The 13,108-nt window shown below is 60.8% G+C and carries 13 protein-coding genes; 7 read left to right on the forward strand and 6 right to left on the reverse strand.

What is annotated here, in order from left to right:
* Positions 1–12: 12 nt before the first annotated feature.
* A complete protein-coding gene (locus V8G57_RS00840; protein ID WP_342827792.1) occupies positions 13–1,233 on the reverse strand; it encodes an EAL and HDOD domain-containing protein in 1,221 nt (406 codons plus the stop codon).
* A gap of 478 nt (positions 1,234–1,711) precedes the next feature.
* On the opposite strand from V8G57_RS00840, the gene V8G57_RS00845 reads away from it, so the two are divergent.
* The 4 genes from V8G57_RS00845 (at position 1,712) to V8G57_RS00860 (ending at position 7,012) form a co-directional block, all read left to right on the forward strand.
* On the forward strand, positions 1,712–2,251 hold the full coding sequence (locus tag V8G57_RS00845; RefSeq protein WP_425458206.1) for a fimbrial protein: 540 nt from the start codon (positions 1,712–1,714) through the stop codon (positions 2,249–2,251).
* Positions 2,252–2,485: 234 nt separating this feature from the next.
* Positions 2,486–3,271 carry a fimbrial biogenesis chaperone gene (locus tag V8G57_RS00850; protein WP_342827796.1) on the forward strand — a complete coding sequence of 262 codons (786 nt, stop codon included), beginning with the start codon at positions 2,486–2,488 and terminating at the stop codon, positions 3,269–3,271.
* Positions 3,272–3,358: 87 nt separating this feature from the next.
* The gene (locus V8G57_RS00855) at positions 3,359–5,929 is read left to right on the forward strand and encodes a fimbria/pilus outer membrane usher protein (protein WP_342827798.1); all 2,571 of its coding nucleotides are present in this window, start codon (positions 3,359–3,361) and stop codon (positions 5,927–5,929) included.
* A 27-nt stretch (positions 5,930–5,956) separates the two neighbouring features.
* Positions 5,957–7,012: a fimbrial protein gene (locus tag V8G57_RS00860; protein ID WP_342827800.1), complete on the forward strand. Its 1,056-nt coding sequence runs from the start codon at positions 5,957–5,959 to the stop codon at positions 7,010–7,012.
* A gap of 27 nt (positions 7,013–7,039) precedes the next feature.
* Here the strand turns inward: V8G57_RS00860 and V8G57_RS00865 are convergent, their stop codons facing one another.
* Positions 7,040–7,978, reverse strand: coding sequence for a methylglyoxal synthase (locus tag V8G57_RS00865; protein WP_342827802.1), 939 nt, complete (start codon positions 7,976–7,978; stop codon positions 7,040–7,042).
* Positions 7,979–8,100: 122 nt separating this feature from the next.
* On the opposite strand from V8G57_RS00865, the gene greB reads away from it, so the two are divergent.
* Positions 8,101–8,661, forward strand: a complete 561-nt coding sequence (gene greB / locus V8G57_RS00870; protein ID WP_092399644.1) for a transcription elongation factor GreB — start codon at positions 8,101–8,103, stop codon at positions 8,659–8,661.
* Positions 8,662–8,687: 26 nt separating this feature from the next.
* On the opposite strand, the gene V8G57_RS00875 is transcribed toward greB, so the two are convergent.
* The 4 genes from V8G57_RS00875 to V8G57_RS00890 form a co-directional block, all read right to left on the reverse strand.
* Complete coding sequence (locus V8G57_RS00875; protein WP_342827804.1) at positions 8,688–9,380, reverse strand: glutathione binding-like protein; 693 nt, start codon at positions 9,378–9,380, stop codon at positions 8,688–8,690.
* A gap of 41 nt (positions 9,381–9,421) precedes the next feature.
* Positions 9,422–10,519 carry a pyridoxal phosphate-dependent aminotransferase gene (locus V8G57_RS00880; RefSeq protein WP_425458210.1) on the reverse strand — a complete coding sequence of 366 codons (1,098 nt, stop codon included), beginning with the start codon at positions 10,517–10,519 and terminating at the stop codon, positions 9,422–9,424.
* Between the two features lie 185 nt (positions 10,520–10,704).
* Positions 10,705–11,184, reverse strand: a complete 480-nt coding sequence (locus V8G57_RS00885) for a putative toxin-antitoxin system toxin component, PIN family (RefSeq protein ID WP_092399638.1) — start codon at positions 11,182–11,184, stop codon at positions 10,705–10,707.
* Positions 11,185–11,214: 30 nt separating this feature from the next.
* Positions 11,215–12,111, reverse strand: coding sequence for a type 1 glutamine amidotransferase domain-containing protein (locus V8G57_RS00890; RefSeq protein ID WP_342827807.1), 897 nt, complete (start codon positions 12,109–12,111; stop codon positions 11,215–11,217).
* Positions 12,112–12,219: 108 nt separating this feature from the next.
* On the opposite strand from V8G57_RS00890, the gene V8G57_RS00895 reads away from it, so the two are divergent.
* On the forward strand, positions 12,220–12,729 hold the full coding sequence (locus V8G57_RS00895) for a GNAT family N-acetyltransferase (protein ID WP_175501084.1): 510 nt from the start codon (positions 12,220–12,222) through the stop codon (positions 12,727–12,729).
* An 81-nt stretch (positions 12,730–12,810) separates the two neighbouring features.
* Positions 12,811–13,062 (forward strand): transcriptional regulator, encoded by a 252-nt coding sequence (locus tag V8G57_RS00900; RefSeq protein WP_175501083.1) that lies wholly within the window; start codon positions 12,811–12,813, stop codon positions 13,060–13,062.
* The last annotated feature ends 46 nt before the right edge of the window (positions 13,063–13,108 follow it).

The following is a 13,108-nucleotide window of genomic DNA, read 5'->3' on the forward strand; positions in this document are numbered from 1 at the left end:
AACCGGCAGCGCCTAAGAAGCCGCCGGCACGCCCAGTTTCTGCGCCCATGCCAGCGCCGACAGGTGCGCCAGGTTGGCTTCCATCGGGCTGATCTTGAGCGAACTCGCCAGCGGCCCGACCAGCGGCGAATTCAGTTCGCAAGCCTCGGCCAGCGCCACGTAAGGACCGTACGGCCCGGAACGGGTCAGCAAGGCCGCAGCCACCTGGTCGGACAGCTTGATGCTGGCCAGCACTTCTTCCATGCTGACGCCCAGCAGCCGGTCCAGCAGTGAAAAAATCCCCGCCACGAACAGGTTTTCCGATTCGCCCTTGGGCAGGTATTTTTGTCCCAGCAGCTCCGAGAAACGGCCGCGGATGATCGCGGTTTCCATCAGCACCGGCGAATAACCGCTGCTGCTGGCGGTGGCCAGCAGCAAGGACAGCCACTGGAACAGCGCCTCGTAGCCGAGCAGGGCGAGGGCGGCGCGCAATGACTGGACTTCCGTCTTCAAGCCGAATGCGGCGGAATTGATGAAACGCAGCAGCTCATAGGACAAGCCGGGATCGCGCTTGAAGATTTCTTCGATCTTTTGCAGGTTCTCATTCTTGGCGACCAGGTTCATGATCTGCACGATGATCTGCTGCGCCGGGTTCAGGCCGGTGGCGCGTTTGCCCGGGCGCGGCGTCAAATGCAGCTTACCGACGAAGGCGTCCAGCCCCAGCATGGCGCAAGCATCGTAGTCTTGCCAGTTGCTGACCGGCCGGCCGACCATGCGCAGCGACGATTTTTTCAGCGCGGCGTAGCGCCGCGCTTGCGCTGCAAAATCGCCGGCGGAGAACCGCACTTCAAGATGCGAGATGTCGGTGGGCAGCGCACCGCCGCCGAGCTCGGCGCCACGCAGGGAAATGCCGTAACCCGCGGAGCGCAGGTTTTTTACCGCCGCCAATGTGGCGGGGTCGGCCAGGTCGTCGTGCTTGAGGGTCAGCACCGTGCTGGCGGCTGGCATCCTTTGGATCGCTGCGCTGTTCAGCAGGGCCGGGGATGCTTCCAGGAACAGCAGTTTATTGCCCAGCAGCCAGCCGTTTTTCTCGTCGCTCAACTGGCCGGCGACGAAATCCAGCAAGGCATGCAAATCCTCTTCATCCGCTTGCCCGTCGGCGCCGCCAGTTTCCTGCCAGGTGAGGTCGTAACCGACCACGCCTTGTTTCGGATCAAGCAAAGGTTCTCGAACTATGAAATTTTCATTACGCATCTTGGATTTTTTTATGTGGATGGTGAAGGGGACTGAAAATCGGTTTTCCTGAATAGTGTTAACGGTTGTTTGCAGGAAAAATTAAGCAGATATCTTGATTCGCAAGGAAATGTGTCACGGGATTTAATAAAGTTGTCGTATTTGCACGACAAAGTTACATATTGCCGCCAGGCATTGATGATGTTTCCGCCGAATAATTGATTGCTTTAAGGATCCTTTCAGATTTCTTTCATCGCCCGGAAAGGTAATCCAGTATTGAAGTTTCCGCGTTTAATTGATTGTTGAAGATAGTAATAAAGATACAAATCCCCCTAAATTCCCATGTCATTTATTGCACATTAATAATTAGTGATGGTTAGTAATTGTTAAACATTGTCATGAATGCATTTTTGTGTCTTTTTGCCCCTAGAATGTGTTTCGCCGTGTTGGCAATTCATTAATTTGAATCGAACATCTACTTTTATATTTGAGGGTAAAAATGAAACAAATGACTATCGCTAAGTTGGTTGCAGTTGCTGCTGCAGGTCTGTTGTCCCAAGCGGCCTTCGCTGACGGCGGCACGGTTAACTTCAACGGCAATATCGTTGACTCCCCATGCACTGTCGACCCGTCCAGCCAAAACATCACCGTACCCCTGGGCGACGTGTCGCGCACAGTGTTCGGCAGCGTTGCCGGCAAGAAGTCGACACCGTCGAAGTTCACGATCCTGCTGACCGACTGCGGCCCGACAGCCAAGGGCGCAACCGTGACCTTTACCGGCACCACCGACGCTACCGTGAAAGACGACCTGGCTATCGCTAACGCCGGCCAAGTCGGCGTGACTGCTGCAACTGGCGTGGCGATCGAGCTGGGCGACTCGGCCGGCACCAAGATCCCTGTCGGTTCGGCATCGGGCACTTACGTTCTGGGCCTGGGCAACAATCCTTTGAAGTTCCAGGCTGCCTACATTTCGACCAGCACTGCGGTGACAGTCGGTCCAGCTAACTCGACAGCACAGTTCGTCGTTTCTTACCTGTAATCGACGCGCTTCGCAAAAATCCTAAAACGGCTTTATCCCGTTTCGCGCAGTTGCGCGAAACGGGCAGCCTGGCGCTTGCGACGGCCAGGCTTTAAGGATGGGCTGGCCTGCGGCAACGGTAGCGGCAAGCCAGCCATCATTTTCCCGCATTACCCATGCATCAATTTGTGAGCACGCTAGCCTGTGCTTGCTTAGAAATTTGTGCATAGGACATTTTGATAGACGAGGTCTTCCATGTTGAGCAAACAATTCTTTTCTTCCCTTGCGGTCGGGAGCGTGCTGGCGTTCAGCGCACTGTCGGCCGGCGCCGGCGTGATGCTGGGTGGCACCCGCGTGATCCTGGGCGAGAAAGACCGGCAGGCGTCGATTCCGCTGAAGAACACCGGCACCGCGCCCTATGTCGTGCAAACCTGGATCGATGCCGGCGAAGGCAAGAACAAGACGCCGCTGCTGGTGACGCCGCCGCTGGCGCGCATGGATCCCGGCGCGGAAAACATCTTGCGCATCGTCCGCATTGGCGGCGACCTGCCGAGCGACCGCGAATCGGTGTTCTGGCTCAACGTCAAGGAAATCCCGGAAAAATCGGACCAGCAAAATGTACTGCAGGTCGCCGTGCGCACCCGCATCAAGGTGTTCTACCGGCCCGCCGGCCTGGCGGGCAAGCCTGACGAGGCGCGCGGACTGGTCACCTTGTCGGTGGTGCCTGGCGAGGACGGCAAGGGCGCCGCGCTGCGGGTGAGCAATCCAAGCGCTTACAACGTCACGTTTACCGGTTTCAAAATCAACGGCAACAAAGAGCAGACCAGGGCTGGCATGGTGCCGGCTTTCGGCGCGCTGGATTTCCCGCTGACCGTTATCGGCGCCCCGCAGGCGATCGAAGCCAGCTACACCACGATCAACGACTACGGCGGTGAAACGCCGGAAGTAACGGCCAAGGCCGCGGTTGGCGGCGCCGGGTCGCAAGTATTGCAGCAAGTGCAGCAGCCGATCCCGGAAGCCGCGCCTGCCGCAGGCAAATAACACCGTCGTCTCCCAGATAGCAAGCAACAGATCCTGTCAAGGCAAGTCAGTCTGCCGCGCAAGGCAGAAACAAAGGAAGGGAAAACTGTGATCAGATTGTCGCATCAACGCAAACCGGTACGCCTGGCGCTGTCCGCGATTACGCTGGCCGTGCTGGCGCAGGTAGCGCACGCCCAAGGCCAGGGCGGCTCGGTATTCAACGAGCAGTTCCTGGACATCGGCGGCGATCAAAGCCGTGCCGACCTGTCCTTGTTCGCGTTCGGCAACCGGGTCTTGCCCGGCAGCTACCTGGTGGACGTCAGCCTCAATGAAAGCAGCGTTGGCCAGAGCCAGGTCAATTTTGTCGACAATCCAGACGATGCTGCGGACAGCAAGAGCGCCCAGGCCTGCATCACCCGCAGCATGCTGGAAGGCTGGGGCGTCAAGGTCGAAGTATTCCCGGCGCTGATGGCGGCCGGCGACCAGTGCATTGACCTGGCAAAGGCGATTCCCGGTTCCAGCGTTTCTTATAACGGCGAGAAACTGCGCCTGACGCTCAGCATCCCGCAGGCCGCCATGAAGCGCCAGGCGCGCGGCGCCATCAGTCCTGACAAGTGGGACAAGGGCATCAATGTCGGCATGCTGGACTATCAGTTTTCGGCGGCGCGCTATGATGGTGGCAACAACTTCGGCGGCACCGGCAACAGCATTACCGATTTCAACGCCAACCAGAACACCACCAGCCAGGCGCGCAATACCTTGTATGCCGGCCTGCGCGGCGGCTTCAACCTGGGTGACTGGCGCTTCCGCAATTTCTCGACCTACAACCGCGGCCTCGACGGCCAAGGCCATTGGCAATCGGTGACTTCCTACCTGCAGCGCGACATCGCTGCGCTGGGCGGCCAGCTGACGCTCGGCGACAGCACCACGCCGGGCAATTTTTTCGATTCCTTCCAGTTCCGCGGCGTCCAGCTGGCGTCCGACGACGGCATGCTGCCCGACAGCCAGCAAGGCTATGCGCCAACCATCCGCGGCGTGGCGCAAACCAACGCCCGCGTCACGGTGCGCCAGAACGGCTTCGTGGTGTACAGCACTTACGTCGCACCTGGTCCATTTGTACTGGACGATCTATACCCGACGTCCACCAGCGGCGACCTGGAAGTGACGATTACCGAAGCGGATGGCCGCGAAACCAGGTTCAAGCAAGCGTTCTCCGCCGTGCCGACCTTGCTGCGCGAAGGCGTCTGGCGCTACAGCGCTACCGCGGGCCAATACCGCAACGGCCTGGGCTCGAATGTCAGCGGCGCCAAGCCGTTTTTCATGCAAGGCACGCTGGCACGCGGGCTGGGCCGGGAATTTTCGCTGTACGGCGGCGTCATCGGTTCCGAGATCCACCAGTCGGTGGTGTTTGGCGTCGGCAAGAACTTGCGCGATTTCGGCGCCATCTCGGCGGACCTGTCGCAAGCGCATACCAAGGGACCGTTCAACCAGAGCTACGACGGCCAGTCGCTGCGTTTCCTGTACGCCAAGTCTTTCGAGAATTACGGCACCAGCGTCCGCATGGCCGGTTATCGTTACTCCACCGGCGGCTTCCGTACGTTCCAGGAAGCGGCGCAGATGCAGGACCTGCAAAACGGCCAGGTGCTCAACAACCGCCGCAGCCAGCTGCAGCTGGATTTCGCCCAGCAGCTGGGCAGCAGGGGCGGCAGCGTCTACGCCTCGGCGCAGCAGCAAAGCTATTGGGGCACGAGCCAGAAGACACGCCTGATCCAGCTCGGTTATTCGAATTTCTACAAACAGTTCACCTACAGCTTTTTCTATAACAACAGCACCAACCTGAGCGGACCGTCCAGCCGCCAGCTGATGGTGACCTTGTCGATGCCGCTGGGCGATAGCCGCTCCTACGCCCGCTACTCGGCGGCGCAGGGCAACAACGGCGAAGTCAGCCAGCAAGCCAGCGTCTACGGCTCGGCGCTGGACGACGGCCGCCTGACCTATAACGTATCGACAACCCATTCGAACCGCAGCGACAACAGCGGCAGCGCGTCCGCCAGCTACCTCTCGCAATACGGCCGGTTCGACTTCGGCCGCGCACAAGGTTCCGGCTACGGCCAGACCACGCTGGGCGTGGCGGGCGGGCTGGTGGTGCATGGCGGCGGCGTGACCTTGTCGCAGCCGCTGGGCGAAACCATGGCGCTGGTGGAAGCGCCGGACGCCGCCAATGTCGGCTTCGAGGTGTATCCGGGCGTCCGTACCGATAGCCGCGGCAATGCGGTGCTGGCGAACCTGAGCCCGTACCGGGTCAACCGCCTGGCGGTGCGCACCGAGGACCTGGGCGACGAAGTGGAAATCAAGAACGCCGCCATGGATGTGGTGCCGACCCGCGGCGCGGTGGTGCTGGCCAAGTTCGCGACTTCGATAGGCTTGCGCTTGATGCTGAACCTGGCCGACAAGAGCGGCAAGCCGCTGCCTTTCGGCGCCAAGGTCGAGGATGGGCAGGGGCAAGAGATGGGCATCGTCGGCAGCGAGGGCCAGACTTTCGTTACCGGCGCCAAGGATGCCGGCGTGTTCAAGGTCAAGTGGGGCCAGGGCGCGGCCGAACAATGCAGCATCAAATACCAGGTGCCGGCCGAGAAAAATCCGGCGCCGATTCGTCAAATGAATGCGCAGTGCGAATGAGCACACCATGAAAACCAGGATGATGTCATGAACAACGGAAATACCATGTTAAGCAGATGCGCGCAAAAATTGGCGGGACGGCATCGCGGCCTGGCCGGCATGCTGGTCTTCATGTGCTTGCTGGCCGGCGCCCAGGTAGCGCAGGCGGCCTGCTTTAAAAATCCGGCATATACGGAAAAAACGATCAACATGTTTTTCGGCAAGGTCTATCTGCCGAGCGACCTGGCTGTGGGGGCGCTCATCGCAAGAAAAGAATTCAACTTGCCGCTGCAGGGCGGGCAACTCGACAAACCATGGAATTGCACCAACGGCGGCACGGTAAACGGCGACATGCTGCAAGGACAGATGATCACGGGATACGACCATGTGTATTCCACCAACGTCACCGGAATCGGCGTTCGCCTGTCACGCTATTTCACTGGGGTCAGCTCCACTTATTATGCCCATACTCGCTCCACTACTACCGATTTCGGCCTATTCGACGTCAACTCCAAATTTGTCGTCGAGCTGTTCAAGACCGGTCCCAAGACCGGCAGCGGTCCTCTGGCGCCAGGCATCTATACCAAGTACTACAGCGTCGCGGACAATTTGTCCGTGCTCACCACCTATCTCGATGTCAACGCAATTACCATCGTTACGCCCACCTGTACGGTTGACGTCGGTTCAAAGAACATCGCGGTGAACCTGGGGGCCGTTTCCAGGAGCAATTTCAAGGGAGTCGGCAGTACGGCCGGCGAAAAGGATTTCAATATCAAGCTGAATTGCCAGCGCGGCGAGAATACCCAGAACATCATCGCATTGAACATGGCGGCGACCTCCGATCCCGCCAACAAGCCGGGCGTCCTGCAGCTGACCCAGGAGCCCGGCGTGGCGACCGGGGTCGGCATCCAGGTGCTGGACCAGACCAGGACGCCGGTGAAATTCACGACATCGACGGTTGCCGACACCAACTCCATCAATGTCGGTCCTTCCGACGACATACAGTACGTCGTGCCGTTCAAGGCCCGGTACTACCAGACCACGCCCAACATCAATACCGGCAAGGCCAACGGCACCGCAACCTTCACCATCGTTTATCAATAGCGGATTGCGCCGGCTGCCGCTTAAAGCCTAGCGCGGCGCGGCAGGCTGGTTTTGCGCGGCGCGCTGCTGCAACAGCGTGAGCCAGCGCTCGCCGCATTCGGCGTCGCTGATGCACAGCGCATAGTCGGTGACGGTGCGGGCGGCGCGTTCCAGCAGCTGGATGTCGGCTTCGTGCTGGCGGGCGACATGCGGGTCTTCCAGGAACAATACGCGCCGGCATTGCTGGCGGTCGAGGATCAGCTCGGCGATCTGGGCGTCGCCGCCGAGCGGGCCGCTGAGAAAGGGCTTGACCCAGTTGCGGCCGGCTTCTTCGCCCTTGATTTTCTGCGCCAGCTTGTTGAGCAGGCTGCCGGTAGTGCCGGTGGCGCAGCGGAATGCGAACTGGTCAAGCAGGGCGAAATGGCGTTCCGCAATTTCCAGCATCCGGTCTTTCATGGCGTCGTGGGCGATCAGGGCGATGCCTTCCTGCGCCAGGTCGAAGGTCGGATCCAGTGCCGGATTTGGCGCGGCGCCGTCCGCCGTGGCCTCCAGCTCCAACCATTCGCGGGCGCCGGCCAGCGTCGACAAAAACGGTTTGCCATGGATCACGCATTGGCGTTTCAAGGCTACCGCTTCCGGAAAGATCGAAGAAGGATCGACCGGATCCATCAGGTAAATCACCGCATCCAGGGTGCGCGCCGGATCGGCGTCGACCACCCGCGACACCAGCTTCATCAAGCCGCCGTGACGGCCGTAGGGGAAGCGTTCGATGTGCGGATAATTTTCCAGCAGGCCCAGCTGCTGCATGGCGTCCAGGGTGCGGCCGACCACGACCAGCTGCGGCTTGAGCTGCTGTTCGATGCTGCTGCGGCTGCCGGTCAGCAGCTGCGCCAGCGCCGATTCCGGGCCTTGCTGGTGGCTGCGGTTGGCGGCGAGGCCGATCCGGAACGGAGCGGAAGATGTATTGCGGGAAAGGGAGGAAGGCATATGGCGGAAGTCAGCACGGGCAACATTGCACTAATCCGACTTTACCATACCGCTATGCAAGAAAAGCCATGGTTCGGGGCAAAATCGGCAGCCGTAGTGTATTTGGAACTACAATGTCAGCTATGAACAAGGCATTTGTAAAAGAATCCGAAGGCGATGACGACGATCTCGAATTCGGATTGCCGGCGATTCCGCCCGGCACCAAGAATTACATGACTCCCGAAGGCTACCAACGCATGAAGGACGAGCTGTTGCGCCTGATCGACGTCGACCGGCCGGAAGTGGTGCGCATCGTTTCCTGGGCCGCCTCGAACGGCGACCGTTCGGAAAACGGCGATTACATCTACGGCAAGCGCAGGCTGCGTGAAATCGACCGCCGCATCCGCTTTCTCACCAAGCGGCTGGACCTGGCGGAAGTAGTCGATCCAAGCGTGCACCATGGCCGCGACCAGGTGTTTTTCGGCGCCACCGTGAGTTACCAGAACCATGCCGGCGAAGAACATACGGTGACCATCGTCGGCATCGACGAACTCGATCCGCTGCATGGCAAGATCAGCTGGATTTCGCCGGTGGCGCGCGCCTTGACCAAGGCGCATGAAGGCGAGAGCGTGACCCTGATGACGCCGGCCGGGATCGACGAACTGGAAATACTGGCGGTCAGCTACCCCGCACCGCAGTCGTAGGACGGGCGCCGCCCGCCACGAGGGTTTTACCGCTTCTGGTACTGCTGGCTGCCGAACAGGATATCCCGCGCCTTGTCGTCGGTCAGCGGCTTGCGCGCCGAGGCCAGCACCTCGACGCCGCGTTTCACCGCCGGCCGTTCGCTGATGGCGTCGAACCAGGTTTTCAGGTGCGGATATTCGCTCAGCTCTATGCCTTGGTTTTTCCAGGAACGGAGCCACGGGAACGTGGCGATATCGGCGATCGTGTATTCATTGCCGGCCAGGTATGGGTGTTGCGACAACTGCTTGTCGATCACGCCATAGAGACGCTTGGCTTCATTGGTATAGCGGTTGACCGCGTACTCGATCTTTTCCGGCGCGTAGATGCGGAAATGGTGAGCCTGGCCCAGCATCGGCCCGACGCCGCCCATCTGGAACATCAGCCATTGCAGGGTATTGAATTTTTCACGGTCGGTATGGCCGAGGAAACGGCCGCTCTTGCCGGCCAGGTAAAGCAGGATCGCGCCGGATTCAAACAGCGAGATCGGTTTGCCGTCGGGGCCGTCGGCATCGACGATGGCGGGGATCTTGTTGTTGGGCGAGATCGACAGGAAATCCGGCTTGAACTGGTCGCCGGCGCCGATATCGATGGCGTGTACGCGATACGGCAGGCCCAGCTCCTCCAGCAGGATGTGGATCTTGTGGCCGTTAGGCGTGGCCCAGCTATAGACATCGATCATGGCTATTTCCTTTGTTGTGCGGTTGCGTGTTCGGGTTGTATCTAGATTTTTGCCAGCCGCTGCAGCGCCTGCTGCAAGGTCTGCTCTTGTTTGGCGAAGCAGAAGCGGACGATGCCCGATTCGCGCGGGGACTGGTAGAACGCCGATACCGGAATCGCCGCGACGCCGATTTCGGACGTCAGCCAGATCGCGAAATCGGCTTCGCTCAGCGATGAAATGGCGGAGTAGTCGACGCACAGGAAGTAGGTGCCGTCGGCCGGCAGCAGCTTGAAGCGGGTGTGCTTCAGGCCGTCGCGGAACAGGTCGCGCTTGCGCTGGTAAAACGCCGGCAGTTCGAGATAGGGCGCGGGGTCCTGCATGTACTGCGCGATCCCATGCTGCACCGGCGTATTGACGGTGAAGATATTGTATTGATGCACCTTGCGGAATTCCGCGGACAGCATCGCCGGCGCCGCCACATAGCCGATTTTCCAGCCGGTCACGTGATAAGTCTTGCCGAAGCTGGAAACGACAAAGGCGCGCGCCGCCAGTTCCGGATCGCGGCAGACTGATTCGTGGCGCGCGCCGTCGAACACCATGTGTTCATAGACTTCGTCCGACAGGATCAGGATTTCGGTGCCGCGCACGATATCCTTGAGCGCCGCGATGTCCGCCGGTTTCAGCACGCTGCCGGTCGGATTGTGCGGCGAATTGATCATGATCATGCGGGTGCGCGGGCTGACTGCCGCTGCAATCCGGTCCCACGGCACCTGGTATCCGTCCGCGCCCAATGTCATCTGCACCAGCACCGGCTTGCCGCCGGCCAGTTCGATCGACGGCACGTAGCTGTCGTAGGCCGGTTCGATCACGATCACTTCGTCGCCCGGATGCACTGCGCACATGATGGCGGTCAGCAAGCCCTGGGTGGCGCCGGCGGTGACGGTGATTTCGGTGGCCGGATCGTAGCTGTGGCCGTAGATTTTTTCTATCTTGGCGGCGATGGCCTGGCGCAAGGCGGGTACGCCGGGCATCGGCGGATACTGGTTGAAGCCGTTCTTCATGGCGCCGCTGACGGCGTCGACCAGCGCCGGATCGCAGTCGAAATCGGGGAAGCCTTGTCCCAGGTTGACTGCCGATTTCTCGCTGGCCAGCGTCGACATCACCGTAAAGATGGTAGTGCCGACTTTGGGCAGTCTGGATTGAAGTTGTGTGGGCTTGGTGTCTGCGCTGGCTGCGCTGTCGGGAATTCTTAAATCGCGGTTCATCTGCTGTCAATCCTGGTGTCTGGATTTCGCATTTTAGCGTTTTGTCCGAGACTGCACAGGGTTGCGCGTTTTCCTGGCTCCTAGGTGCCGGCCGGGTCCCATGCCTGCGGCGCGACGATGGCGAAAAGCCCGGCCTTGGCGGTCTTGCGCGCCAGTTTCAGCAGCGCCTTGTCCTTGGTGATCAGGGTGACGGCGTTGGCGCCCAGCGCCAGCTCCAGGAATTTCTGGTCGTCGCGGTCGGTGCAGATGGGCAGGCGGACGCCGGGACGCGGGCTTAGCGCCTCGGCCTCCAGGCAGGTGATCAAGGCGTCGAATTCAGCATTGCAGGCCGGCCGGGTGTCGTCGGTGACGGGCAGATGCGAATAATGCAACACCATTTGCCATTCCTGGCGGCAGTCGGCGCGGGTGACTGCTTCGACCGCGCCGCTCTGCAAGGCGGCCATCAGGCTGGCCCAACGGGGGTCGCGAAAGACAAACAGGTCAAGGCAGACATTGGTGTCGATGACGATGCGCGGTCTGGTCTGGCTGGCTTGGGCCGGCGCCGGTAAATCTGGGTTCATGCGGGTTTCCATCAAACGATAGCGCGCATTTTACCTCGGTTGCTGACGCGGCAAACGATCTTCCAGCAGCAGGGAGAAAGTGGCGGCGAAGTGGTGCACGTCGCCCGGCCAGCGCGCAGATACATAGTTGTCGTCTTGCACCACGAAAGCCGGGCGGCTGTCGCCGGCGCTGTCGCGGAACAAGCCGCTGCTTTTGCGGAAATGATCCGGCGCACCGGCGGCGATGTCGACAAAGTCGCCGGGCTGGGCCAGCGCTCGCGTCACTTCCGCCTGGACTCCGCGATAGCCGGCGGCTTCGCCTTCTTGTTCGCCGTAGGTGCGGTAATAGGCGGGGTCCCAGAAGCGGCCGCAGAATTTCATCAAGGTCCAGGCGCTGTGCTCCAGCTGCCATGTCAGCGCGGTGGTTTTGCGCCCGTGAAGGGCGGATTTCCCGCTGCGCGGCGAACGGCTGCGGGCGGCCAGGACGACACCATGGCAGATTGCCGCCACCGGTTTGCCGCTGTCGAAGAACGCGCCGGTGAAATCCTGCAGCGGCTGGCTTTCCAGGTAGGCCAGCATGCCGCGCGCGCGATGGCCGCCGGGCAGCAGCAGGCCGTCGTAGTCGGCTACCTGCAGCGCGGCGTAGGGCAGCGGCGCCTGGAACGCGCCATCGTCCGCAAGCGCGGCATAGTCGGCGCGTGCCGCGGCATTGGCGCGCAGCGCCAGCCCCAGCAGCCTGATTTTCCTGAGCAGCGGTATCCAGCCCCAGGCATCCAGGCCTTCGCCGGACAGCATCAGCGGATCGGCTGATGCCGCCTTGCCGTCTGGCGTGGCGAATACTACATGGTGTCCGCGCGAAGTCAGGATGCGCCACGAGACCGCCACTTCGCTGGGATCGAAATCCAGGTTGGGCAAGGGAATCAGGACGGTTTTCGGGGTTGGGTTCATTAGTGGTCTTCTAGACGGGGTCGCCGAGACGGGGTCGCCTAGACAAGCTTCAAGGCATTGCTTATGCTGCGATCCTACAGGGAAATGCCCGATCTCAAGGAAAAATCGATGACAGTTCTAGCAACAGAACGGCTGGTCTTGCGCAAGCTGACCACGGACGACGCCGGGTTCTACCTGCGCCTGGTGAACGAACCCTCATGGCTGCAGTTCATCGGCGACAAGGGCATACGCACTGTCGAGGCGGCGCGCTCTGCCTTGCTCAACGGGCCGATGGCGATGTACGAGAGCCACGGCTTCGGTTTCTACATGGTGGAACTGAAGGACAGCGCCACGCCGATCGGCATGTGCGGCCTGATCAAGCGCGAGAGCCTGCCGGACGTCGATATCGGATATGCCTTCATGCCGGACTTCTGGGGCAAGGGCTACGCTTGCGAAGCGGCGTCGGCGGTGCTGGCGTTCGGCCACAAGACCTGCGGCTTGCAGCGGATCGTGGCGATTACGGCGCCCGACAACCAGCAGTCGATCAGGTTGCTGGAAAAGATAGGCTTGCAGTTTGAAGGATTGCTGGAGCTAAAGGGCGACGGCGAGAAAACCAAATTGTTTGCCCGTCAATTCTAGGCCGCCGCCGCTGCGGCGGAAAGCGCGGCCGGCGCCAGCGTGCTATGGTGGCAGTTCGCAATCTCACTCCAGGAGGCGGCAATGAAGCTGATTGAGCCGGATGAAATGGATGATTTCCAGGCAGTCCTGCGGGCGCGCCACCTTCCTGCGGACGACTTCGAATTGCACCAGGTGGATACGACCGATCCCAAAACCGATGAAATCTTCGGACTGACCGGTTTTGTCACCGTCAGCAGGAAATCCAGTGGACACAAACAGCAATATCCGATCGGAGACGGTTCGAGCTGGGTGGCCGAATTCGAGCGCGACCTGCTGCGGGGCGCTTTCGGCTAAGCGCCGATGGCAGGGCGGGGCGGCCGCCAGCGCCGTTGCCTTTGTT

The sequence above is a fragment of the Collimonas rhizosphaerae genome, from assembly GCF_038896935.1.
Lineage (GTDB): Bacteria > Pseudomonadota > Gammaproteobacteria > Burkholderiales > Burkholderiaceae_D > Collimonas > Collimonas rhizosphaerae.